We start from the raw sequence: 23,875 nt of genomic DNA, 5'->3' as shown, positions 1-23,875 counted from the left end.
CCACGGCGGCCCGCCCCCGTGCGGCCGCTGTGGTTTTGGCACCGGCATGACTTCTGGCCTAAGCGCGACGGGGCAGGCACGCCATAATCGTCGTTTCCGCCCAAGGAGTTCCCCATGCGCCGCCTGCCCCTCACCGTGCTTGCCGCCAGCCTGATCCTGGCCGTTGGCAACGCCAGTGCCGCTACCCAGACCACCATCCCTGCTGCAGCCGTAAAGGCGGCCGAACAGCTGCGCGACAAGGCGATGAACGACAACACCAGCTATCAGATCGTCGAGTCACTGACGACCGAAGTCGGTCCCCGTCTCGCCGGCAGCCCGGCAGACCAGCGCGGCCGCGAATGGGCCATCGCCAAGTTCAAGGCCCTTGGTTTTGACAAGGTCTATACCGAGCAGGTCAGCTATCCCCTGTGGGAGCGTCGCAGCGAACACGCGGAAATCGTCGCGCCGTTTCCGCAGCCGCTGGCCCTGATCGCGCTCGGTTATTCGTCCGGCACCCCCAAGGGCGGCCTCACCGCCGAGGTGGTGCGATTCGACAGCCTCGATGCGCTGAATAAGGCTGATCCGGCCAGCGTGAAGGGCAAGATCGTTTACGTCGACGCCCGCATGGAACGTCACAAGGACGGCCAGGATTACGCCATCGGTTCGGCCATCCGCGTGGGCGGCCCGGTGATTGCATCGAAGATGGGTGCCGCTGCCTTCCTGCTGCGCTCGGCTGGCACCGATGCCCACAGCCGTACGCCACACACCGGCGTGACCGGCTTCAAGGATCCGAAGGAAGCCATCCCCGCCGCCGCACTCTCCAATCCCGATGCCGACCAGCTCACCCGCGTGCTGGCCTTTGGCAAGCCGGTCAGCATCAAGCTGGACCTCGATTGCGGCATCACCGGCACGTATACGGGCGCCAACGTGATCGGCGAGTTCACCGGCAAGAAGCACCCGGAGCAGATCGTCGCCATCGGTGGCCATCTTGATTCCTGGGACCCGGGCACGGGCGCCATCGACGACGGCGCCGGCGTCGCCATCGCCATGGCCGCAGCCAAGTTGATCGGCGACATGCCGCAGCGCCCAGACCGCACCATCCGCGTCATCGCCTTCGCCAACGAAGAGATGGGGCTGTGGGGCGGCAAAGCCTATGCGGAAAAGCATGGCGCCGATGTCGCCAAGTTCCAGCTCGGCACCGAATCCGATTTCGGTGCACGCAAAGTATGGCGCATGAGTGCCAGCGTGAAGCCCGAGGCCCGCGGCGCCATCGAGCAGATGGCCCAGGTGCTGGCGCCGATCGGCGTGGCCTATGACGCCAAGATGGCGGGTGGCGGCGGCTCCGATCTGTCGCAGATGCACGCCAAGGGCATGGCCGCTCTCAGCTTGACCCAGGACGGCACCGACTACTTCGACTTCCACCACACCGCCAACGACACACTCGACAAGATCGACCCGAAGGAGCTGGCGCAGAACGTCGCAGTCTATGCCGCCTTCTCGTATATGGCGGCGCAAGCGAATGGCGACTTCGGATCGGCAGCGGGCGCTTTCGCCAACGACGCTGCCGAAGACTGATCCACCCTAGCCAGCGAGCAACAAAAAGGGCGGCCTCCGGGCCGCCCTTTTTTGTTGGTGACGCGACGTCCGCCCGTCGATTTACTCGTGGGCAGGACTCACTTGTGGAAGACGGCGCTTGCTCGAGAGCCGTTCGCTCCAGCGATCCATGTACAGGTAGATCACCGGCGTCAGGTACAGGGTGAGCACTTGCGAAACAAGCAGGCCACCCACCACGGCAAGCCCGAGGGGACGACGCGTCTCCGCACCCGCACCCAGGCCCAGGGCAATCGGCAAGGTGCCGGCGAAGGCAGCCATCGTCGTCATCATGATCGGTCGAAAACGCACATGGCAGGCCTCGACGATGGCCTCGGCTGGCGAGATGCCGTCGTTGCGCTGCCGCTCCAGCGCGAAGTCGATCATCATGATCGCGTTCTTCTTCACGATGCCGATCAGCATGACGATGCCGACGAAGGAGAACAGGTCCAGCGGCGCGCGGAAGATCATCAAGGTCAACAGCGCGCCAACACCTGCGGAAGGCAGGCCCGAGAGGATGGTCAGTGGATGGATGAAGCTCTCATACAGAATGCCAAGCACCAGGTAGATCACGAACAAGGCCAGCACCAGCAACAGGCCCATGCCCTGCATCGAGTCCTGGAACGCCTGCGCGGTACCCTGCACGCTGCCGGTGATCGATGGCGGCAAGTCCATCTTCTTCATCGCGCCGTCGATACTCGCCACGGCCTGGCTGAGGCTGACGCCTGGCGCCAGGTTGAACGACACCGTCACGGCCGGACTCTGGCCCTGGTGATTGACGGTGAGTGCCTGGGGCTTGCGCTCGAAGCTCGCCACCGCATTGAGTGGCACCAGCGTACCGCCGCTCGAGGTGACATAGAGTTGCGACAGCACGTCGGCGTCGTTTTGCAGGGCGTAGTAGACCTGCAGGATCACCCAGTATTGCGATGACGCACCATAAATCGTGGAGATCTGGTTCGCGCCGAACGCCGATCCAAGCGCGGTCTGCACCTGATCCATGGTCAGCCCCAGCGTGGCCAGCTTGTCGCGATCGACATTGACCACGATCGATGGGCCGTTGAGGTCCAGATCGCTGGTGACATCCTGGAAACCGGGCAATTTGCTGAACGCGTCGATGACCTTGCCCGACCAGCTATACAAGGCCTCCATATCGATGGACTGCAAGGTGTACTGATACTGCGCCTTGGATTGGCGGCCACCCACCTGGATCGACGGCGGGTTCTGGATATAGGCGCGAATGCCCGGAACCTCCGCAAACTTCTTGCGCAGCTCCTGGATGATGCCGTTGGGATCGAGCGCGCGTTCGCTGGCCGGCTTCAGCCGCAGCAGGATCGAGCCGTTGTTCGTAGTGGTACGCGCGCCACCGCTGCCTACCGATGACATGTAGGCATCGATGTTCGGATCCTTGGCCACGATGGCCGCCAACGCCTGCTGACGCTGTCCCATGCCCCTGACCGAAATATCGTCAGGACCTTCGACATTCACATTGAGCTGGCCGGAATCACCGGCCGGGATGAAGTCCTTGTCGACCACCACGAACAACACGCCGGTCAACAGCAGGCTGCCGAAGAACACACCGAGAATGGAACGCGGGTGCCTTACGGCCCATGCCAGGCTGTGCGCATACCCCTGTCGCACGCGCTCGAAACCGCGATCGAACCAGAGCACCACGCGCGCCTTCTTCTCGTGCTCGGCATGGCGCAGAAAGCGGCTGCACAGCATCGGTGTCAGCGTGATCGAGACGAAGCCGGAAATCAGGATGGCCACGCTCAAGGTCACGGCGAACTCGTGGAACAGGCGACCGACGATGCCGCCCATGAACATCACGGGCAGGAACACCGCGACCAGGGACAGCGTCATCGAGAAAATCGTGAAACCGATCTCGCTCGCGCCCTTGAGCGATGCCTCATACGGATTCATGCCGTCTTCGACATGCCGCACGATGTTCTCCAGCATCACGATCGCGTCGTCCACCACGAAGCCGACCACCAGGGTCAGCGCGAGCAGCGACAGGTTGTCCAGGCTGTAGCCGAGCGCGAACATCGCGCCGAACGTACCCACGATCGATACCGGCAAGGCGAGGCCCGGAATCAGCGTAGCCGACGCATTGCCCAGGAACAGGTAAATCACCAGCACCACCAGCACGCCTGCGAGCAGCAAGGTGAACTGCACATCGTCAACCGAGGCGCGAATCGAATCCGAGCGGTCGTACAGCACGGCCATCTTGACCGACGGCGGCAGCGTCGCTTCGAACTGGGGCAACGCGGCGCGAATGCGATCGATGGTGGCGACCGTGTTCGAACCCGGCTGGCGCTGGATGGCCAGGATGATCGCGCGCTCGCCGTTGTACCAGCTCGCCACCTGGTCGTTTTGCACGCTGTCCTCGGCGCTGCCCAGGTCGGACAGGCGCACCGGTGCACCGTTGCGGTAGGCGACGATGATGCTGTTGTAGCGGTCGGCGCGCTGCAGCTGACCGTCCGAACGAATCGACAGCAGCTGGCGATTGCCGTTCAGCGAGCCCGTCGCCAGGTTGACGTTGGCGTTGGCAATCGCGTTTTGCACGGTATCGATGCCGATGCCGCTGGCCGCCAGTTTCTGCGGGTCCACGCTGATGCGCACGGCATACTTCTGCGCGCCGTACACATTCACCTGGGCCACGCCATCGATCATCGACAGATGCTGGGCCAGCTGGGTCTCCGCGTAGTCATCGACAACCGAAAGCGGCTGGGTTTTCGAACGCAGGGTGAGATAGATGATTGGCGCATCCGCCGGATTCACCTTCCGAAACGTCGGCGGCGTCGGCATGCTGGTGGGCAACTGGCGCAGCGCTGCGGAAATGGCCGCCTGCACGTCCTGCGCCGCACCGTCGATATTGCGGTCCAGCTCGAAGGTCAGCGTGATCGACGTGCCACCCAAGGCACTGGTGGAGGTCATCGACTGGATGCCCGCGATCGTCGACAACTGGTTTTCCAGCGGCGTGGCCACGGCCGTCGCCATGGTTTCCGGCGCGGCACCGGGCAAGCTCGCGCTGACCGTGATGGTCGGGAAGTCGACGTTGGGCAATTCGTTGACCGGCAATTTCGGGTAAGCCACGATGCCGAACACGAGCAAGGCGATCATCAACAGCGTCGTCATCACCGGCCGCTGGATGCAAAGCGCAGGCAGGTTCATGCACCAGCTTCCTTCACGGCAGTTTCAAGCGGCGACGCGTCGCCACGACATGGACACGCGGAGTGGGTCGAAGGAGTTGGCATGACAGGCGCTTATCCGTTGTCGGTAACGATACGCACGTGCGCGCCATCCACCAGCAACAGCTGGCCATCGGTCACCACCCGCTCATTGCCAAGCAGGCCTTTCTCGATCACGACCTGCGAGCCGCTGGTAGGCCCAGCCGTGACCATGCGTTGCTGCACCGTGCCGTCGGCATCGGTGACAAAGACGAAGCTGCCCAAGGGCGAATTCTGCAAGGCCACCACCGGCACCGTCACCACGTTGGTCAAGCGCGTTGTGGGCAAGACGACCTCGACAAACTGACCTGGCGTGAGCCGATCGTCGTTATTGTCGTAACGGGCCTTGAGCTGGATCGTGCTGGTGGTGGGGTCGACGGCGTTGTTGATGAAGTCCAGGTCGGCCTGCATGGGAGCCGCCTTAGTCCCGGGAATGCTGGCCGTGACTGCCACCATGCCACGCCCCATGGCGGCCCTGGTTCCCGCCAGCCCGGTTTCCGGAATGGAGAACGTGATGTGGATAGGGCGAATCTGGTTCAGCACCACGATGGACGTGTCGTTTGCCGTCACCTGCGCCCCCGGATAGATCAACGGCGCGCCGGCGACGCTGTCGAACGGCGCCTGGATCTGCGCGTAGCTGAGCTGGGTGCGCGCCAGCTCCACCGCGGCCTGGTCCGACTTTACCGATGCCTGATAAATGCCCTGGTTGGCCTTGTAGGTGTCGTAATCGGACTGTGCTACATAACCTTTGCCAAGCAGCGGCTGGTAGCGCTTCAGCACGGTTTCGGCATTGGCCAGCTGCGCCTGGTCCTTGGCGAGGTTGCCCAGGGCCTGGTCGAGCTGGGCCTGCAGCAGGCTGGGGTCGATGCGGATGATCGTGTCGCCCTTCTTGACGTGGGCGCCGGGGATGAACAGCAACGATTGCAGCTGGCCGCTGACACGCGCCTGCACATTGACCGTGGAGAAGGCCTCGGCGCGACCAATCACCTTCAGCGTGAGGTCGAGATCGCCGCGGTGCGCACTCACCACCTTGACCGGAACCACGGCAGGCGCCGCAGGCGTCTTGGCGGCAGCGCGCTCATTCCCGCGGAACATCTGGACGGCCAAAGCCGTCGCAACCAGCACCGCGACAAGCAAGACGGATTTCCTACGGGACGTACGCTGCATGAGTTCTCCGACCATCGTCCGCGGACTGGGCTCGGCTGGAGGCCGCGCGCCACGGTATCGACTCGATATATGCCACAGAAGGTGCGCCACTCCCCTCTTTGCATGGAACAGCGCGCCGCATCGGACATTGTGCGGTAGTCGGCACCGTCGAACGGCACGACCGACAGCACTTGGCAAACACTCCACTATGCGGCATGCGTGCGAGCCGTGAGCCGATCTGATCGCAGGACATTACGCGCGCCGCTGGTTGAGATACCAATGGCGAATCCTGTTCCGACCTGCACGACCATGCTGTGGACGCCAGCAGGCCGCACCGACATGGGATTACGATGCCTGCTCGTCCTCCGCGGACGAGGCATCCAGCGCCTGCAGGTTTTCCTTGATCCGGTTCAGCACGCCCATGGCCTGTTCCATCTCGGCGACGTCGATGCCCACGGTGGCGTCCTTGCGCAGGCCCTGGGCGATAAGCTCCATATCGGCAATCACGCCACGCGCCTGATCGGTCACGTACAGGCGCCAGGCGCGACGATCCTTCGGGTCCGGGCGCCGCTCGACGAAGCCGGCCGCCTGCAGGCGGTCGATGACTCGCCCGACGGCGATGGGCTCCATTTCCAGCAGATCGGCGAGCTCGGTCTGACGCAAGCCTTCGCGGTAATACAACATCTTGGTGGCCCGCCATTGCGCGCGAGTCAACCCGAATTTCACGGCGCGTCGGTCGAAGTGCTTGCGAAACAGCAAGGTCACATCGTTCAACAGATAACCAAAGGAGATATTTTCCACCTTAGTCATAGGGGTGCTGTCGATCCGCGCTGTCCAAGTGTAAGCTTAAGGCAACACTGATTAAGTCTCGCCGTCGTCATGATGCCTGGAAGGTTCGCAGGGGAAGGCGCGCGGCGCCGGGAAGACTGGCCGTCTTGCCAAGCCGCGCGTCTTCGTCTGCGGGCCTTCCAGGCATCACCCAAACCTTTGAAATCATATGAGGGGCCGCCCCTGTCTGCCCCCAGCTCGCCGGTCCGCCGGCTCGACAGACGGCCAGTCTGCCTTCGCCGACGCCCCAACGATCTGCGGGCAGACAGGGGCGGTGACGACGGCGAGACTTAATCAGTGTTGCCTTAAGCATGGGCTGAAAATTCCCACGAAACCACGCCTTATGTCTATCGAAATCGTCACTGCCGACATTACCCGGCTCGACGTGGATGCCATTGTGAATGCCGCCAACACCAGTCTGTTGGGCGGCGGTGGCGTCGATGGCGCCATTCACCGCGCCGCGGGGCCGGCGTTGCTGGAAGCCTGTCGCGGATTGCCGCAAGTACAACCTGGCGTGCGCTGCCCTACCGGAGAAGCCCGCCTCACGCCAGGCTTCAATCTTCCGGCACGCTATGTCATCCACACGGTGGGCCCGGTCTGGCGCGGTGGCGCCCATGACGAAGCTTCGCTGCTGGCAAGCTGCTACCAGCAAAGCATGGCGCTGGCGATCGAGCACGCGGTCGAGTCCATCGCCTTCCCGGCCATCAGCTGCGGCATCTACGGCTACCCACCCGAGCTGGCCGCACCCCTCGCCTTGCGGAACCTTCGCGTTGCACAAGAGGGCATCGCTCCCATCCGCGTGTTGGTGTGCTGCTTCAGCCCGTCGATGGCGTCGATCTGGCAGGCCGCACTCAACGATGCAGGTTGAACGGGTACAGCGGCGGCAGCGGTGACGCGTTGATGGCCTGCTCGTCCTGGCGCCACGCGAAGCCATCGCGGAAAGCCTTGGCCAGTCGCTCTCCCACCCCCGACTCGTCCACGCCTGCGTAGTGCTGGCGCTGCAGGGCGGCAATACTCTCACGCTGGCTGTCCGCTGCCAGGGCCAGGGACAGCTCGCCCAGATTCTGCAAAACCGGGCGCTCGGCCCGTGCCCAGGCCAGCAGAGCTGCGGCTTGTGTTGCCGCATCGCCACTGCGGGCAGCATCCAGGAAAGCCGAGTGCAGCTGCGCAGGTGTCACCTTCGCCGCAGCGCTCCGCGCGTGCTCGCTGGGGGCCCGCAGGCGTCGACGCCGCCACCACAGCCAGCCGATCACGCTGACCAGCCACAGGCCGAAGCTGCCCAGTGCGATCCAACGCCAGGGCGTCGTGGGAGTTATGGAGACCACCGACGGAGCCGGCGTCACCGGGGTCGGTGATGGCTGCGCGGCATGGGTCGGAGGCGATGCCACAGGGCCCGTGGCAGGCAATACCGTGAGACTCTGCGCCGGAATGCGCGCCACCTCGGCATGATCGGACACCACGTTCCACCAGGTGAGCGTGGTTTCGGGAATCGTCAACGTGCCAGCACGATTGGGCACGATGGCGAAGCCCTGCTGGCGACGGCCGACGATCCACTGGCCGTCCACGCGCGTGCCGTTGACAGGCTTGTCCGGATATACGGTGGCGCCATCCAGCGTGGGCAGACTCAGTGCCGGCAATGCCTCGTAGGGCAGGCCCGTGGCCTGCAGGCTCATCACCAGGTTCAGCGGCTGGCCAACGCGAAGTTCGCCTTGTGCGGGTCCGCCATCCAGGGTCAGGGTCAACTCACGTGCCGGTAGCCACGCGCTGCGCGCGGCCCCGGCGGGCGCCGGCCGTATGTCGATGCCAACCGGGGGCGACGATGCGGACACCGGCGTGGCATTGCCGAAGAACGCATCGGGGTCGGCCAGATTCACCATGTCGCCCTGGAAGGCGACGGGCGGAATCACCAGGTGGCCTTCGCGCTGCGGCATAAGCGCGTATCGGCGCTCGACGACGTTGTAGCGCCGTCCAGCGCGCTCGGCCTGGTAGTTCGTCTCGCCTCCCAGGGGCCGCACGTCCACACCGGCCAACTGGGGATCCTCCAAAGCGCCGTTGGTCAGGTTCGCCACGAAATACAGGCGCATGGTATAGACCAGCTGCTGCCCGACATAGCCACTCGCCGGGTCAACCGTAGCTTCCAGAAAGACGTCTTTATGGCCGGATGCGGCGGCTGACGGATCGGGCGCCACGACTTCCAGCGTCAACGGCGCCGTCGTACCACCGGCAAACGAGAAGGACGGAATCTTCAGCGTGCCCTCATGCAATGGGCGCAACGCCACGCCAACGACGACCTGCGCCGTGCGGTTGCCATTGACGATGCTGACGCTGGAGTTGCTGGATGTCCCCAGCACGGCAAAGTCACGCGCCAGGACACTCAGGTCCGGCACCTGGACCAGGCCGCCACCGTCGGCGCGCAAATTCAGCGTCACGGTTTCGCCCAGCTCCACGCGCGCCCGGTCCAGCGTGGCCTGCACCTCGGCCGCGCGCGACGCGATGGGAAGCAGGCAGGCGACCAACCACAGCAGGGCGAGCAAATGACGCAACTTCACGGCGAGTCGTCCTCCAGTGGTGCAGTGCCGTGGCGCTGCCGGTATTCAAGATCGAACTTGCGCCGCAACAGCGCGCCCGGATCGTCGGGTACGCGCTGCAGCGCTTGCCGAACATCGGCAGGAAGCTTGGATTGCGGGTCATCCGCGGATACCGCACCCAGCTCATGCGTAGCCGGCCGCTGTTCCTGCCCCGGTTTTCCGAGGGCCTTGTCCATCTGCTTTTGCAGCGCTTGTTGCGCCTGTTGTTCACGCGCGTGTTGCTCGGCCTGTTCCTGTGGCGTCAGCGGCTTGGTCTGGGATGACTCGTCCGCTGGCTTGGCCTGATCCTGCTTCTGGTCGCCCTTGTCCTTGTCGGCATCGCGGGAGTCACCTTTTGCATCCTGCCCAGGTTTGCCTTCGCCATGGTCCTGGTCGGCACGCTCGTGCTGCTGTCCGCTCTGGTTTTGTGCGTCGTCCGACGGCGTGTTCTGCTTGCCCTGCCCCGACTTGTTCTTGTCGTTGCGCGCACCTTTGTCGCGGGACTGTTCTTGCTGCTGGCGATGCAGCCAGTCCTCGACGGCCTTACGGTTCGCCAGCGCATCTGCGTTGGTCGGGGCCAACTTCAGCGCTTGATCGTAGGCGTCCAGCGCGCCCTGATAATCACCTTGCTTGGCCAGGGCATTGCCCAGGTTGTACGGCGCGTCCGTGCCAGACGAATGCTTCAACGCGGTGCTGGCTGCAGCGTAGTCACCGGCGCGATAGGCGGCGGCTCCACGCCAGGCCGGATCGCGTGCCAGCTGCTCGGCCTCCTTCGCCCTACCCTGGCTGAGCGCCGCGGCGGCCTGCTGGTCGGGCCGCCGCCACAGGTCGCTCCACGCACCGGCATGGGCGACATCGGGGAAACAGGGCAATACCACCAGCGGAAGCAGCATCAGCCAGCCGCGCCGAAACGCCATCGCGAGCAAGAGCAGCAGCGGCAGCAGCAACCAGGGTCCGCGATCCTGCCATTCGTCGCCATGCTGGTCGGCCGCCACGGTTGCCGCCCCAGCTACATGCAATTCGCCGCGCAAGGCATCGATGTCATTGCGACCGTCGCTCATCGGCGCATAGCGACCACCACCCGCGGCGGCAAGCGCGCGCAACGCATCGTCGTCGCGACGCGCCATGCTCAGGCCACCTTGCGCATCACGCAAGAAGCTGTCGTCCGCCAAGGGCACCGGGCCGCCCTGCGACGTGCCGACGCCGAGCACCGAGACACGCACACCCTCGCTCAATGCCTTGCGTGCAGCTTCCCGTGCTGAAGCATCGGCGCTGTCAGTAACCAGCACCAGCGAACCACCGCCGGCCTTGGCATCGCGCATCAAGGCCACGCCACGCTCGATGGCCTGCGTCGCATTGTCGCCGTCGGCCGGCATCGTGTCGGGCGCCAGCGCGTCGAGCAGATCATTGAGGCTGCCCGCGTCCGTGGTCAGCGGCGCCACCACGAACGCTTCCCCCGCATACGCGAGCAGCCCATTGAGCCCATCGTGATTGGCAGCAAACAGGTCGCGCACCTTGTAACGGGCGCGATCGAGACGGCTTGGCGCCACATCACGCGCCAGCATGTGCTGGGACAGCGACAAGGCAACCACCTGGGCCGCACGCTGTGCAAACAGCGGTTGCGCGACGCGGCTCCAGGTCGGGCCGGCCATGGCCAAGGCGCACAGCGTCCAGCCCAGCGCTAGCAATACGTACGGTAGCTTCTGACTGCGTTCACGACCTTGCAGCAGATGCGGGAGCAATTCGGCATCGACCAGGGAGGCCAATGCCTCGCGCCCCACGCTCCGCCGCGTCGCCAACATCAGCAGTGGCGGCAGCGCCAACAGCGCCAGCAGCCACCAGGGTCGCAAGAAATGAAACTGCTGCCATGCCTCGGTCATGCCAGCACCTCGACGCGGCGCGCGCGCGGCGCCAGCGCAAGCAGCCATGCGAGCGTGGCCAGGGCGAGAGGCCACGGGAACAGTTCGTGGCGTGGTCGCAGCGTCGGCCCCTGCTGTGGCATCGGCTCCAGGGCATCGATGGCGCGATAGGCATCGGCTAATTGCCCTGAATCAGTGGCACGGAAATAACGCCCTCCGGTCTGGGAGGCCATTGAACGCAACATGCCCTCGTCGAGATCCGCCGACGGGTTGATCGTGCGCGATCCAAAAAAGTCGGGAACGCGCATTTCGGTCGCGCCAATGCCGATCGTATAGATGCGCACGCCCGCCGCCTTGGCAGCATGTGCTGCGTCCAGCGGCGCGATGCTGCCGGCATTGTTCACGCCATCGGTGAGCAACACCACCACGCGGGCCTGCTCGGGCAGGCTTGCCAGCCGCTTCACTGCCACCGCGATCGCATCGCCAATGGCGGTCTCGGTGCCTGCCAGGCCCACGGCCGCGCCCTGGAGTTGGGCACGCACCGCATTCAGGTCGTAGGTCAATGGCGTCACCAGGAACGCGCGACTGCCAAACACGATGAGCCCCATTTCATCGCCGCTACGACGCGAAATGAAATCGCCGGCGATCGCCTCGACGGCCCCAAACCGACTGACCGGCTGACCGCCGAGCTGCATATCGTCGGTGCGCATGCTTCCGGACAGATCCACCGCCAGCATCAAGGCCCGTCCACTGCGCTGCTGTGCTTGCGGCGGGCCTACCCACTGCGGGCGCGCCGCGGCCACGAGCAGGCAAAGCCACGCCAGCAATAAAAGCCAGAAGCGGGCGCCGCCTTCCTGGCTCCGCTCGGCGGCCGCCAGATGCAGGCCTGGATGAGGCAAGTGCAACGCCTGTCCCGGCTGGGCCGGGCGCAACCAGCGACGCAGCAGCCATGGCAACGGCAGCAACAGGAATACCCACGGCCAAGCGAACTCAGGCATGACTGGACTCCACCGGCGGGGACAGCGGCGTCGCGGACGAAGCCTTGCGGATCGGCCGATGGCGCCATGCCATCAGCAACCACTGCCGCGTAGCCGCCACGGCGGCATCCTGGTCGAACGCGGCATCCGGTCGATACATGGCCGAATCGAGTAGCGTCAGTTGCGCCAACATGGCCTGGTCATCGGACACGACGGCCAGGATACGGCGCCAGTCATTGCCGTGTGCGCGGGCGGCCCCGCTGTCATAACGCAGCGCGCCACGACGCAGCAGCTGGTGCAAGCCGGCGGCGAGTCGCTGGGACTGACCGTTCCATTGCTTCGCCAGCAGGTCCACTTCTGCCAACACGGCTCGCTCAATCGCATGGCGCCGGTAACGGTGCAGCCACCACCAGGCAGCTATCGAGCCTGCTGCCAGCAGCAGGAGCGCAAGCATCCACCAGCCGGGCGCGGGCGGCCACCAGGAAGGATCGCGCGGCAGGTGAATGTCACGCAGCACGGGACCTGCTTCCACCGGCGCATGGCCAGGCGCGGCCATCATCGGCGCACCCCTGGTGCCAGCAAGGCGATGACGGCATCGACCGGGTCGCTCGCCGTATCGATCGTACGATGAGGCAGTCCCAGTCGTTGCGCCTGTTCGTTCAAACGCGCCTGTCCCGCTCCCAGCAACTGCTGGAATTCGCGGCGCTGGCGTTCACCGAGCAAAACCACCTCCCGACGCTCGCCTGCATGCTCGAGGGGGTAGCGGCCTGGCGCCGGCATGGACAGTTCGAGCGCATCCGCCACCACTAGTACACGCAGCCCTGCCTTCCTTGTGAGGTCGAGCAGACGGCCATGTGCCGCCTCGTCACAGCTGAGTCCATCACTGATCAATAGGACGCGATTGGCACCATGCATGAGGCGGGACGCACGCAGCAGCGCATCCGACAACGGTTCGCCCTGCGATCGCGCGCGCGCGCCATCCCACTCGGCCAGTGCGCCGCAGACGGCCAGTGCTCCTCGCGGACCCGACTGGGGACGCAGCAAGCGATCACCGCCGCCGAACTCCATCAGCCCGACGCGCTCCCCGGCGCGCACCGCGTACCAGGCGGCAAGCGCCGCGGCCCGGGCGGCCTGCACCGATTTGAAGCGCGCACGCGTGCCAAAACGCATGCTTTCGTGCGTATCCAGCAGGATCAGCAGGCGCCCTTCGCGCTCCTCCTGGAACAGCTTGGTATGCAGCCGTCCGCTGCGGGCGGTCAAACGCCAATCGAGTCGGCGCACGTCGTCGCCCGGCTGATACACGCGGGACTCGGCATAGTCCATGCCACGGCCGTATAGACGGCTGGACTGCTGCCCCGCGCGCATGGCCCGGCTTTCCAGCCGCGGCAAGGCGGCCTTCGCCACGCGCGCGCGCAGTGCAACCAGTTCCGACAGTCGAACGCGGGTGCGACCGTCGGCCTCCAATGGCATATTCACGACAGCGCTCACGGCAGCGGCACGATGTCCAGCACGCGCTTGATGACCTGATCACTGCGCACGCCCTCGGCCTCTGCCTCATAGCTGAGCAAGACGCGGTGGCGAAGCACTTCATGGGCAATGGCATGCACGTCTTCGGGCAAGGCGTAGTCACGACCGGCCAGCCAGGCGTGGGCACGGGCGCAGCGATCCAGCGCGATGGTGCCACGTGGACTCGCACCCCAGGCAATCCAGCGCTTGAGCTCAGGCCCATAGGCAGCCGCATTGCGCGTAGCCAGCACCAGTTGCGCCAGATACTCCTCCAGCGCCGGCGCCATGTGCACGGCCAGCACGGCGTCGCGTGCCTCGAACACGTCGGCCTGGCTCAGGGCCGGGCGTGACGCGGGCACCGGATGCAGGCTGCGGCGTGCCTGGTCGCGCGCCAGCTTGAGGATCGCCAGCTCGGAAGCGGCATCCGGATAACCGATGGTCACGTGCATGACGAAGCGGTCGAGCTGTGCCTCGGGCAGCGCGAAGGTGCCCTCCTGCTCGATCGGATTCTGCGTCGCCATCACCATGAACAGCTCGGGCAGGTGCCAGGTACTGCGGCCCACCGTGATCTGGCGCTCGGCCATGGCTTCCAGCAAGGCCGACTGCACCTTTGCCGGTGCGCGATTGATTTCGTCGGCCAACACGATGTTGTGAAACAGCGGGCCTCGCTCGAACTCGAAGCTGCCGGACTGCGGACGAAAGATATCGGTGCCAGTGAGATCCGCGGGCAGCAGATCCGGCGTGAACTGGACGCGATGGAAATCCGCCTCGATGCAACCTGCCAGCGCCTTTACCGCGGTGGTCTTGGCCAGGCCGGGCGCGCCCTCGACGAGCAAGTGGCCGTCGGCCAGCAGCGCCACCAGCAGGCAGTCAATGAGGTGCGGCTGGCCGATGACGCTGCGCTGCAGCTCGTCACGTACACGTAGAAACGCCTGCTGCAAGCGGGATGCAGGCTGGGCTTGGGGCATGTCCATCGGGTGTTCCATCAAAGGTTGCGCGGTTACAGACCTTAAACCGACGGAGAAGTTTAGTACCCATGACTTTTGGCTGGTGGCGCCAGCACGCGGTGCGCCCGGGTCACAACGAAAAAAGGGCGGCCGAGGCCGCCCTTTCCGAATCGCCATGTAACCGCGCTTATTGCAGGCTATCGCTGAGGATGCGCGGCGTCACGAAGATCAACAGCTCCGCCTTGTCGCTTTCACGCGAGGTGCTGCGGAACAGGAAGCCGATACCCGGGATATCGCCCAGCCCAGGCACCTTGGTCGCGGTGTTCTGCTTGGTGATTTCATAGATGCCACCGAGCACCACGGTCTGACCGTTGTCCACCAGCACCGATGTATTGATTTCGCGGGTGTCGATCTGCGGAACCTGGCCGCTGCCGGGCACGGTGATGAACGAGTTCAGTGCGTCCTTCTTCACGTTGATCATCAGGTAGACACGATTGTCGGCCGTGATGGTCGGCGTCACCTTCAGCTCCAGCACGGCGTCCTTGAACTGCACCGTCGCGGTGCCACTACCGGCCGCACCGGTGGCGCTGTTCTGGAACGTCACATAGCCGATTTCCTGACCCTGGCGAATCACCGCCTCCTGCTGGTTGGAGGTGATCACGCGAGGACTGGAGATGACCTCGCCACGTCCCTCGGTCTGGGCAGCCGAAAGCTCCAGGTCGACCAGGAAGTTCTTGCCCAGGATCGCCAGGCCGAGCGAGCCGGCAGGACTGGTCACGGGCAGGTTGACGTTCGAACCACCCGGGTAGGTGACCGTCGGTGGTGTCGGCACGGTGGTACAGGGGGTCAGCAGACAGTTGGCCGCATTGACCGCATTGGTGACATTGGCATTGTGCTGGCTTTGAGCCAAGGAAACGGCGCCGTCACCCGTCGGATTGGTCGAAATTACATTGCCGCCTGGAAGAGTGCGAGTGGCCTGCACGCCCCACTTCACGCCGAGGTCACGGGTGAAGTTGTCGGTGGCGATCACGATGCGCGACTCGATCAGCACCTGCTGCACCGGCTTGTCGAGCACGGCGATCAGCTCACGCAGCTCACGGATCTTCTGCGGGTTGTCGTTGATCAGCAGGGTATTGGTGCGCTCGTCGAACGAGACGCTGCCGCGCGAGGACAGGAAGCCGTGCGATGTACTACCGCTGCTGCCACCGCCACCGCTACCAGACTGCATGCTGCCGGTGGTCAGGAGCTTGGCGATGTCCTTGGCCTTGCCATAGCTGATCGGCACATAGTCGGTGACCAGCTCGGCATTGTCTTCCGCCTTCAGGCGGGCATCGGCAATGTTCTGCTCGTACTTGGCCAGCTCCTCCTGCGGCGCAATCCAGATCACATTGCCGTTGCGGCGCTTGTCCAGGCTCTTGGCGCGCAGCACCACATCGAGCGCCTGGTCCCATGGCACGTTGACCAGCCGCAGCGTGACGCTGCCACCCACCGTGTCGGACGCCACCAGGTTCAGGCCCGAGATGTCGGCGAGCAATTGCAGGGCCGAGCGCACCGGGATGTCCTGGAAGTTGAAAGTGACGCGATTGCCGTTGTAGACGGGGTCCTGACCCTTGGCCAGCTTGCCGTCCGCAGCCTTCGGATCCTTCTTCTTGGCCGCAATCTCGACCACGTACTGGTTGCCGCTCTGGTAGGCCGATGCATCGATCGGGCCCTTCACGGCGATCTCCATGCGCGCACCGCCGCGCACACCGGCCTTGGTCACGATGGACTGCACGGGCGTGGCGAAGTCGAGCACATCCAGCCGTTGCGCGAGGTTGGACGGCAAGGTCACCTGGCCGAGTTCGACCACCACCTTGTCACCCTGGGTCTTCATGTCGGCATTGGCGCCCGCGCCGCTGAAGTCGATCAGGATGCGGCCTTCGCCGTTCGGGCCGCGACGGAAGTCGATATTCGACACCGAGGGTCCATTCATCGCCGACGGCAGCGCCTTGGACGGATCGATGGTGGCTGCGGTCGTGGTGGTAGCCGCCTCCGTACCGTTATTCACGGTCAGTACGAGGCTATTGCCCTCGACGCGCGAGCGATAAGTCGATTCGCGCACCAATTCCACCACGACGCGGGTACGCCCCCCGGCCGACACGGCGGACACGCCGGTGGTGGAACCCTTGTTGATATCGATATGGCGCGGTGCCGCGTTGTCGGTGTCGGCGAAGTCGACAGCGATGCGCGGCGGGTTGCCGGTGGTGAAGATCTTAGGCTCCGGCACCGGCCCTTGCGCGAAGTTGAGATGCAGCTCGACGCGGCCACCCGGCAGCATGTCGTAGCTGATCTCCTTCAGGGTACTGGTGGCGGCAGCGGCCACGTTCGACCAGGCGGCACCGAGCGTCAGCAGGCCCACGATCACAAAGCGGCTTGCCTGGCGCATGACACGGCCCCGAACAGGTTTGATTTGGTTGGTCATTGCATCAGCCCCTGTATTTCTCATTTCTCGCTGAGCGCGATGCTGGCAGGACGTTCCATCCAGCCACCATTTCCGTTGGAAACCAGCTCTACCAGGTCGATATGGTCATCGCTGATGGCGGTGATCCGACCGTAGTTCTGGCCCATGTATTCGTTGCGATGGACACGGTGAATCACCCCACCGGGATCCTTCACGAGCACTTCCATGCCCGTGCCCCCTCCCACCGTGCCGACCATCTTCAGGCTGTCCAGCGCAAACATTTCCAACGGCTCCTTGGAACGGTTCTCGTCCGGGCGCGGGCCGCTGTTGGCGTTGTTTTGCTGCAGCTCGACCGTGCTCGGACTGAACGGATCACGGCGACCCTGATCGTTGTACTGAAAGGTTTCGAAGGTCTTGATGACGGGCAGCGGCGGAATCGGCGCTCCCTTCTTGTGCTTTTCCTGGTCGACCCAGTCGCGCAGATCGGAGGTACCGCGGGTGCAACCGGCGAGCACCAGCAAGGCACCGAGCACCAGCAGCACGCGCGTCGCCCGGACGGACCGGATGGCAGTCAACTTGCTCATTTCTGCCCCCCAGTCTTAGCAGCCTGTGTTTTGCCCCCGGCTGACTTGGCATTGGCTGCCTTGGCCTCGGCACTCTCGTCATCTTCCAGATAGCGATAGGTCTTTACCGTGCCTTGCAGCACAAGCAAGCCACCCGGAGGTGCCGCGCTGGCGGGCGCGCCTGGCTTGCCGGCGGCGGCGGGCGCATTCTTCGGCGTCAGCGACACGTCGTGCAGGGTCAGGATCACCACGCGCGGCAGCGATGCCACGCCACTGATAAAGGTGCCGAACTGGTGATACGTACCCACCATGCGCAGCGTGATCGGCTTCTCCGCGTAGAAGTCCTTCGGCGACTCCGGTCCCGGCTGGAACAGCTCGGTTTCCAGGCCTGCCGACAGCGCGGTCTGGGAAATATCAACCAGCAGTTCCGGCATTTCGGTCTTGCTGGGCAGCTGGCGCAGCAACTGGCGCAGCATGTCCTGCATCTCGTCGAGCTGCTGCTGCAAAGCCTCGAGATTGACCGACTTGGCCTGCTTCTGCGAGAACTCCTGCTTGAGCTGGTCTTCCTTGCCTACCAGCTGTTCGAGCGTCGTCTGCTGGTCGCTGACGTACAGGTACCAGCCCAGGAACACCACCACGACGAATACCAAGGCGGTAAAGAACACCTTGATCGACTGCGGCCAGCCGCCAATATTGTTGCGATCTAGGTTTTGCAGGTCGCTGAGGAACTTCATGACTTGGCTCCTCCATTACCTGCCGGGCTCGTGGGCTTGGCCCCCGCGGAGACACTGCTCGCCGCCGCCGGCTTGCTTGGCTGGGTGGCTGCGGCCGGAGCAGGAGCCGCTGGCGTAGCCGTGGCGCCAGCCGCCGCTGCGGGCTTGGCGGTTGGCAGGATGGGCGCCTGATCGTCGTCGGAGACTTCACCGTTCTCGTCGGACTTGGGTCGGCTCAGCGCGACGTCCAGCCCGAAGTTATAGGGCATCCGCGTGTCGCCAGCGTGCGTGTTCTCGGTCTTGCGCAGATCGGCATGCCCCATCCACGGCGAAGCCTCGATATTGCGCATGTACTCCGCCACGCTGGCATTGGACTGCGCGACACCGTCGAGGGTCAGCGAGTCACCGCTTTGCTTGAGGCCACCCAGGCGCGCGCTGGCCGGAATCGTCCTTACCAGCTCATCGAACAGATGCACCATCTGCGAGCGATTGGCCTGCAGTTGCTCGATGATCTGCTTGCGCGCCAGCAGTCGCTCACGCACCTTCTCCAGATCCTTGATCTTGACGATGCGCTCGTCCAGCTGCTTGATCTCGCCCTGCAAATAGGCGTTGCGGTCGTTCTGGTTGTCGACGCGCTCGCCCATCCAGAATGACCACAGCATCAGCACCAGGATCGCCGCCACCAGGGCAGCACCTAGCTGCAGGAAGAACTCGCGCTCTCGCTGCTTGCGGCGCTCTGCGCGCCACGGAAGTAGGTTGATATGTGCCATCAGTCGAAGCTCCTCAGCGCGAGGCCTACCGCAATCATCAACGCGGGGGCGTCCTGAGCCAGCGACTGTGCCTGTACGCGTGGCGACAACGACATGCGCGCCAGCGGGTTGGCGACGACGCAGGGAACACCGAGCTGGTCCTCGAGCATCGGACCGATGCCTTCGATCGAGGCACAGCCACCTGCCAGCACCACCTGATCCACCTTGCTGAATTCGCTACCGGCAAAGAAGAACTGCAGGAGGCGACCGATCTGCTGGATCAGCGACTCCTTGAACGGCTCCAGCGCCTCGCTCTCATAGGAGTCCGGCAGGCCGCCCTTGCGCTTGGCGCGGCCGGCTTCCTCATAGGACAGGCCGTAGCGGCGCATGATTTCGTCGGTCAGCTGCTTGCCGCCAAACACCTGCTCACGCGAATAGATGGTGCGCTGGTTGCGCAGCACCGACAGCGTGGTCATGGTGGCGCCAATGTCGACCACGGCCACCAGAGCGTCGCGACCGACATTGAGCTGGTCGGCCACCATGGCGAACGCGTTCTCCATGGCGAACGCCTCGACATCGACCACCTTGGCGGAGAGCCCGCCCAGGTCGAGCGCGGCCACGCGCATGTCCACGTTCTCGGTGCGCGAGGCAGCGAGCAGCACATTGTTCATTTCAGGGTTGTCGCGGACCGGACCGAGCACCTCATAGTCGAGGCTGACTTCGTCGATCGGATACGGGATGTACTGGTTGGCCTCGACCTGGATCTGGCCTTCGAGGTCATCCTCGGACAACTCACTCGGCATTGGTATGACGCGGGTGATCACGGCCGACCCGGCTACCGCCGCCGACGCATGCTTGAGCTTGGAGCCCGAGCGCGCCAAGGCGCGCCGAATGGCCTCGCCCACCGCCTCGACCTCGACGATGTTTTTCTCGACTACGGCATTAGGGGGCAGTGGCTCGACCGCGTAATGTTCCACGCGATAGCGACCGCCGGCTTGGCTGAGCTGCAGCAACTTGACGGCCGTCGAACTGATGTCGACGCCAACAAGTGGCGGCTTCTTGGGTGTAAAGAGCCCCACGATTTTCCCCCTTGCCCCTGGGCGCCTGCGCCTAGACTGGCGAGTACGCACTAGCATTAAATCCAAAAATTAACGTATTGGCAATGGCCTACGAGCTTTTTCTCGACACATTCGCGTGATGGTACGCACACCTTGGATCAAGAGCATCGATTGGCCTGTCTTAGCTGAGACGCACTCGATTCATGTCGTGGATACTGCAACATCTATACTCTGTCTTGTTTTGACTTGCGTCTCGCAAATACCCACATCATGCAAATTCTCAAGCGGTTGGTACGCTGGATCCTCGTTCTGGCCTTTACCGGGTTACTGCTGGGCGTTGCGGCCGTGGGGGTGGCGTACTGGCTTATCTCCCCCCGCCTGCCCTCGGTAGCCGTGCTCAAGGACTACCATATGCAGGTACCCCTGCGTGTGCTCAGTGCCGATGGAAAGCTAATCGCAAGCTTCGGTGAGACGCGGCGCATCCCGATCGCCATCGCCGACGTGCCCGAGCGCCTCAAGCATGCCGTGCTGGCCGCCGAGGACGCGAGCTTCTACAACCATCCGGGCGTCGACTGGCACGGTATTGCCCGCGCCGGCTGGCACGTCATCGTGTCGGGTGGCGATAAGGGACCGGGCGGATCGACGATTACCCAGCAGGTCGCGCGCAACTTCTTCCTGAGTCCCGAGAAGCTGTATTCGCGCAAGCTGACCGAAATCTTCATCGCGTTGCGCATGGAGAGCGAGCTGACCAAGGACCAGATCCTGGAGCTCTATCTCAACAAGATGTTCCTGGGTCACCGCTCCTATGGCGTGGCTGCAGCGGCGTCCTTTTACTATGGCAAGACCCTGGACCAGCTGACCATTGCCGAAGCCGCCACGCTGGCCTCGACCTTCCAGCTGCCCTCGGTAGTCAATCCGCTCAACAACCCCAAGCGCATCCTGGCCCGCCGCAACTGGGTGCTCGGCCAGATGCTGGAAAACCGATATATCAGCAAGGCGGAGTACGAACAGGCGATTGCCGAGCCAAACGACGCCGCCCCGCATGAGCCGGCGATCGAGCTCGATGCGCCCTATCTGGCCGAAATGGTGCGTCTGCAGGTGCTGGACCGCCTGGGCAATGACGCACTCACCGAAGGCTATGTGGTGAAAACCACCTTGCAGAGCGACCGCCAACAGGCCGCCGTGAACGCCATGCGCTCGGGCCTGGTTGAATACGACCATCGCCACGGCTGGCGCGGACCCGAAGCCCATCAAGACCTGGCTGCCGACGCCAGCGCAGAGGACTTTGACCGGGCCCTGGCCGGCTACACCGATATCTCCGGCATGGATCCGGGCCTCGTCACCGCGGTATCGGCCACCGAGGCCAGCATTTTCCTACCCAACCGCGAAACCGTGAAGCTGGGACTGGAAGCGATGGACTGGGCCCATCCCTATATCAGTGACACCCGTGTCGGCACCGCCCCGAAGAGCGTGTCCAGCGTACTCAAGCGCGGCGACATCGTGCGCCTGTTTCGCGATGAGAAGGGTCAATGGCAGCTGACCCAGATCCCGGCCGCCCAGGGCGCCCTGGTCTCGGTCAATCCGGAAGATGGCGCGCTGCAGGCACTGGTCGGCGGCTTCAACTTCCTGCGCAGCAAGTTCAACCGCGCCGTGATGGCGGCCCGCCAGCCGGGCTCGAGCTTCAAGCCGTTCATCTACTCGGCCGCCTTCGAGCGCGGCTTTACCCCGGCATCGATCGTCAATGACGCGCCGCTCGCCCTGCCCGATCCCTCGCGACCGGGCGGCCTGTGGACGCCGTCCAACGACGACGACAAGTTCGACGGCCCGATCCGCCTGCGTGAGGCCCTGGTCCAGTCCAAGAACCTGGTCTCGGTGCGCCTGCTCGACGCCATCGGCGTGCGCTTTGCGCGCGATTACATCACTCGCTTCGGTTTCACCCTCGACTCGCTGCCCGGCAACCTGTCGATGGCGCTGGGCACCGCCTCGGTGTCGCCGATGACCATGGCCCGCGGCTATGCCGTATTCGCCAACGGTGGTTACCTGGTGACGCCTTACTTCATCAGCGAGATCACCGACCGCGACGGCAAGCCGGTCTACCAGGCGAACCCGGCGCGCGCCTGCCGCACCTGCGCCGAGCGCCTGCTGGATACCCGCCCGCCCGGCCCGCCGCCGGCGAGCAGCGCCACCGCCAGCCCAAGCAATGCCGTGGCCGGCAGCAGCTCGGCCGGCGCGCCCGGCACTTCCGGCAGTGTCGCTGGCGTGGGTGACGCCGTGCTCCCGGCAGATGCACATGGTGAGGGTGTGCACGCCCCGGTGCTCGCGCCCCAGGTCATCGACGTGCGCAACGACTTCCTGGTCACTTCGCTGATGCAGGATGTGATCAAGCGAGGCACGGGCGCGGCCGCCATGGCGCTGGGACGCGACGACCTGGCCGGCAAGACGGGCTCGACCAATGACCATCGCGACGCCTGGTTTGCCGGCTTCAATGCCAACCTGGTCACCACCGTGTGGGTGGGCTTCGACGACTTCAGCTCGCTCGGCAAGGGTGAGTTCGGCGCCAAGGCCGCCCTGCCGATCTGGATGTCCTATATGGGAGCGGTGCTGAAGGACGCTCCCTCGAGCATCTTGCCGATGCCGCCCGGTATCAGTACGGTGCAGATAGACCGCGCCAGCGGCTTGCCGGCCGGCGCGGGCGCGCCGAACAGCATGCCCGAGTTTTTCAAGGTGGAAGACGTGGATCGCCTGCGCAACCAGGCCAACCAGCAGCAGGAGGATCAGGACCAGCAGCACGCCTACGACATCTTCTAATCGTCGGCAGCCGGGTTCCGACCACACTGGCCCGTCCTGCCGCCCGCGTTCGCGGAAGCGAACGCCAGCTTCGCCGGAGGAAAGGGGCATGGCACGAGGCGAACATCACCGTATCCACGCGCAGGATCGTCTTCAGCGCAACCGTCTGCGCGTCGCCCAGGAGGCGGCGCGCCTGATGAGCGAACACGGCATCCGCGACTTCCACCACGCCAAGATCAAGGCCGCCGAGCGGCTTGGCATCGTCGATGCGCAGGCCCTGCCGCGCAACAACGAGATCGAACAGGCGCTGCGCGAGCACCAGCGCATCTTCCATGCCGACACCCAGCCGCAGCTGCTGCAGCAACGACGGGAGGCGGCGGCCGAGGCCATGCGCTTCCTCGAGCGCTTCGAACCACGCCTGGTCGGCGCCGTCCTCGATGGCACCGCCGACGCGCATTCGGCGGTATGCCTGCACGTGTTCAGCGACCACGCCGAAGCGGTGGTGCTGTTCCTGCAGGAACGTGGCGTGCCACTGACCCAGCAGACCCGGCGCCTGCGCACCACCCGTGATGAACAAGCCGAATATCCGGTGCTGCTGTTCTCCGCCGACGGCCTGCCCTTCGATATCACCGTACTACCGCTCGACTCGCTGCGGCAGCCACCGCTTGATCGCATCGACGAGAAACCCATGCGGCGCGCGCCGCTCGCCGCAGTCGAGGAGCTGTTGGCGACGGGCGACGAGGAAGATGATTTCGAGCGGATGCTTTCGACCGCGCTGCGCTGAACGAAGGCAGGTTGGGTTGAGGCGCGTTGGGTCGCGCACTGGGTGCGCTCCTACAGGGTTCTCGCGGTTTTGAATGGGCGACCCTGGCGCCGGTAAGACATCCACAAAAAAACGCCCCGGCAACCACCGGGGCGTTTTTCTTTACCTCAATACCG

At 64.6% G+C, this 23,875-nt stretch carries 18 protein-coding genes; 4 read left to right on the top strand and 14 right to left on the bottom strand.

Features of this window, described 5'->3' with window-relative positions; translation table 11 throughout:
* Positions 1–114 precede the first annotated feature (114 nt).
* The gene (locus OUZ49_RS00190; protein ID WP_266147857.1) at positions 115–1,554 is read left to right on the top strand and encodes a M20/M25/M40 family metallo-hydrolase; all 1,440 of its coding nucleotides are present in this window, start codon (positions 115–117) and stop codon (positions 1,552–1,554) included.
* Positions 1,555–1,635: 81 nt separating this feature from the next.
* Here OUZ49_RS00190 and OUZ49_RS00185 read toward each other — a convergent pair whose 3' ends face one another.
* The 3 genes from OUZ49_RS00185 to OUZ49_RS00175 form a co-directional block, all read right to left on the bottom strand.
* Positions 1,636–4,740: an efflux RND transporter permease subunit gene (locus OUZ49_RS00185; protein WP_266147856.1), complete on the bottom strand. Its 3,105-nt coding sequence runs from the start codon at positions 4,738–4,740 to the stop codon at positions 1,636–1,638.
* 92 nt (positions 4,741–4,832) lie between these two features.
* Positions 4,833–5,963, bottom strand: a complete 1,131-nt coding sequence (locus tag OUZ49_RS00180; protein ID WP_266147855.1) for an efflux RND transporter periplasmic adaptor subunit — start codon at positions 5,961–5,963, stop codon at positions 4,833–4,835.
* A gap of 324 nt (positions 5,964–6,287) precedes the next feature.
* Positions 6,288–6,752, bottom strand: a complete 465-nt coding sequence (locus OUZ49_RS00175; RefSeq protein WP_266147854.1) for a MarR family winged helix-turn-helix transcriptional regulator — start codon at positions 6,750–6,752, stop codon at positions 6,288–6,290.
* A gap of 361 nt (positions 6,753–7,113) precedes the next feature.
* On the opposite strand from OUZ49_RS00175, the gene OUZ49_RS00170 reads away from it, so the two are divergent.
* On the top strand, positions 7,114–7,638 hold the full coding sequence (locus tag OUZ49_RS00170) for an O-acetyl-ADP-ribose deacetylase (RefSeq protein WP_266147853.1): 525 nt from the start codon (positions 7,114–7,116) through the stop codon (positions 7,636–7,638).
* Here OUZ49_RS00170 and OUZ49_RS00165 read toward each other — a convergent pair.
* The 11 genes from OUZ49_RS00165 to OUZ49_RS00115 form a co-directional block, all read right to left on the bottom strand.
* Positions 7,622–9,319 (bottom strand): BatD family protein, encoded by a 1,698-nt coding sequence (locus OUZ49_RS00165; RefSeq protein ID WP_266147852.1) that lies wholly within the window; start codon positions 9,317–9,319, stop codon positions 7,622–7,624. The two genes, OUZ49_RS00170 and OUZ49_RS00165, sit on opposite strands and share 17 nt — an antisense overlap.
* Positions 9,316–11,217, bottom strand: coding sequence for a VWA domain-containing protein (locus OUZ49_RS00160; RefSeq protein WP_266147851.1), 1,902 nt, complete (start codon positions 11,215–11,217; stop codon positions 9,316–9,318). The genes OUZ49_RS00165 and OUZ49_RS00160 overlap by 4 nt, the downstream gene beginning before the upstream one ends.
* The gene (locus tag OUZ49_RS00155) at positions 11,214–12,194 is read right to left on the bottom strand and encodes a VWA domain-containing protein (RefSeq protein WP_266147850.1); all 981 of its coding nucleotides are present in this window, start codon (positions 12,192–12,194) and stop codon (positions 11,214–11,216) included. The genes OUZ49_RS00160 and OUZ49_RS00155 overlap by 4 nt, the downstream gene beginning before the upstream one ends.
* Positions 12,187–12,732, bottom strand: coding sequence for a DUF4381 domain-containing protein (locus OUZ49_RS00150; protein WP_266147849.1), 546 nt, complete (start codon positions 12,730–12,732; stop codon positions 12,187–12,189). The genes OUZ49_RS00155 and OUZ49_RS00150 overlap by 8 nt, the downstream gene beginning before the upstream one ends.
* Entirely contained in the window at positions 12,729–13,643 is a 915-nt protein-coding gene (locus OUZ49_RS00145; protein ID WP_380005151.1) for a DUF58 domain-containing protein, read from the bottom strand. The genes OUZ49_RS00150 and OUZ49_RS00145 overlap by 4 nt, the downstream gene beginning before the upstream one ends.
* Positions 13,644–13,657: 14 nt before the next feature.
* Positions 13,658–14,653, bottom strand: coding sequence for an AAA family ATPase (locus tag OUZ49_RS00140; RefSeq protein ID WP_266147847.1), 996 nt, complete (start codon positions 14,651–14,653; stop codon positions 13,658–13,660).
* Positions 14,654–14,813: 160 nt separating this feature from the next.
* Positions 14,814–17,051 (bottom strand): type IV pilus secretin PilQ, encoded by a 2,238-nt coding sequence (locus OUZ49_RS00135; RefSeq protein WP_266147846.1) that lies wholly within the window; start codon positions 17,049–17,051, stop codon positions 14,814–14,816.
* Between the two features lie 56 nt (positions 17,052–17,107).
* Complete coding sequence (locus tag OUZ49_RS00130; RefSeq protein WP_266147845.1) at positions 17,108–17,650, bottom strand: pilus assembly protein PilP; 543 nt, start codon at positions 17,648–17,650, stop codon at positions 17,108–17,110.
* Positions 17,647–18,363: a type IV pilus inner membrane component PilO gene (locus OUZ49_RS00125; RefSeq protein WP_266147844.1), complete on the bottom strand. Its 717-nt coding sequence runs from the start codon at positions 18,361–18,363 to the stop codon at positions 17,647–17,649. Before OUZ49_RS00125 ends, OUZ49_RS00130 begins: the two co-directional genes overlap by 4 nt.
* Complete coding sequence (locus tag OUZ49_RS00120) at positions 18,360–19,112, bottom strand: PilN domain-containing protein (protein WP_266147843.1); 753 nt, start codon at positions 19,110–19,112, stop codon at positions 18,360–18,362. Before OUZ49_RS00120 ends, OUZ49_RS00125 begins: the two co-directional genes overlap by 4 nt.
* Entirely contained in the window at positions 19,112–20,170 is a 1,059-nt protein-coding gene (locus OUZ49_RS00115; protein WP_266147842.1) for a pilus assembly protein PilM, read from the bottom strand. The genes OUZ49_RS00120 and OUZ49_RS00115 overlap by 1 nt, the downstream gene beginning before the upstream one ends.
* A 249-nt stretch (positions 20,171–20,419) precedes the next feature.
* On the opposite strand from OUZ49_RS00115, the gene OUZ49_RS00110 reads away from it, so the two are divergent.
* Together OUZ49_RS00110 and OUZ49_RS00105 are read left to right on the top strand one after the other, a co-directional pair.
* A complete protein-coding gene (locus OUZ49_RS00110) occupies positions 20,420–22,957 on the top strand; it encodes a penicillin-binding protein 1A (RefSeq protein ID WP_266147841.1) in 2,538 nt (845 codons plus the stop codon).
* 88 nt (positions 22,958–23,045) lie between these two features.
* Positions 23,046–23,720 carry a hypothetical protein gene (locus OUZ49_RS00105; RefSeq protein ID WP_266147840.1) on the top strand — a complete coding sequence of 225 codons (675 nt, stop codon included), beginning with the start codon at positions 23,046–23,048 and terminating at the stop codon, positions 23,718–23,720.
* Positions 23,721–23,875 lie beyond the last annotated feature (155 nt).

The sequence above is a fragment of the Dyella halodurans genome, assembly GCF_026283925.1.
Taxonomy (GTDB): domain Bacteria; phylum Pseudomonadota; class Gammaproteobacteria; order Xanthomonadales; family Rhodanobacteraceae; genus Dyella; species Dyella halodurans.
This window is presented reverse-complemented; position numbering and strand designations above follow the sequence as displayed.

Bases quoted from the DNA above. Each gene is read 5' to 3' on its own strand.
- OUZ49_RS00160 (WP_266147851.1), bottom strand. From the start codon at position 11,217: ATGACCGAGGCATGGCAGCAGTTTCATTTCTTGCGACCCTGGTGGCTG.
- OUZ49_RS00140 (WP_266147847.1), bottom strand. From the start codon at position 14,653: ATGGACATGCCCCAAGCCCAGCCTGCATCCCGCTTGCAGCAGGCGTTT.
- OUZ49_RS00120 (WP_266147843.1), bottom strand. From the start codon at position 19,112: ATGGCACATATCAACCTACTTCCGTGGCGCGCAGAGCGCCGCAAGCAG.
- OUZ49_RS00110 (WP_266147841.1), top strand. From the start codon at position 20,420: ATGCAAATTCTCAAGCGGTTGGTACGCTGGATCCTCGTTCTGGCCTTT.
- OUZ49_RS00175 (WP_266147854.1), bottom strand. From the start codon at position 6,752: ATGACTAAGGTGGAAAATATCTCCTTTGGTTATCTGTTGAACGATGTG.
- OUZ49_RS00145 (WP_380005151.1), bottom strand. From the start codon at position 13,643: ATGCCATTGGAGGCCGACGGTCGCACCCGCGTTCGACTGTCGGAACTG.
- OUZ49_RS00185 (WP_266147856.1), bottom strand. From the start codon at position 4,740: ATGAACCTGCCTGCGCTTTGCATCCAGCGGCCGGTGATGACGACGCTG.
- OUZ49_RS00130 (WP_266147845.1), bottom strand. From the start codon at position 17,650: ATGAGCAAGTTGACTGCCATCCGGTCCGTCCGGGCGACGCGCGTGCTG.
- OUZ49_RS00190 (WP_266147857.1), top strand. From the start codon at position 115: ATGCGCCGCCTGCCCCTCACCGTGCTTGCCGCCAGCCTGATCCTGGCC.
- OUZ49_RS00170 (WP_266147853.1), top strand. From the start codon at position 7,114: ATGTCTATCGAAATCGTCACTGCCGACATTACCCGGCTCGACGTGGAT.
- OUZ49_RS00150 (WP_266147849.1), bottom strand. From the start codon at position 12,732: ATGATGGCCGCGCCTGGCCATGCGCCGGTGGAAGCAGGTCCCGTGCTG.
- OUZ49_RS00135 (WP_266147846.1), bottom strand. From the start codon at position 17,051: ATGCGCCAGGCAAGCCGCTTTGTGATCGTGGGCCTGCTGACGCTCGGT.
- OUZ49_RS00180 (WP_266147855.1), bottom strand. From the start codon at position 5,963: ATGCAGCGTACGTCCCGTAGGAAATCCGTCTTGCTTGTCGCGGTGCTG.
- OUZ49_RS00125 (WP_266147844.1), bottom strand. From the start codon at position 18,363: ATGAAGTTCCTCAGCGACCTGCAAAACCTAGATCGCAACAATATTGGC.
- OUZ49_RS00105 (WP_266147840.1), top strand. From the start codon at position 23,046: ATGGCACGAGGCGAACATCACCGTATCCACGCGCAGGATCGTCTTCAG.
- OUZ49_RS00155 (WP_266147850.1), bottom strand. From the start codon at position 12,194: ATGCCTGAGTTCGCTTGGCCGTGGGTATTCCTGTTGCTGCCGTTGCCA.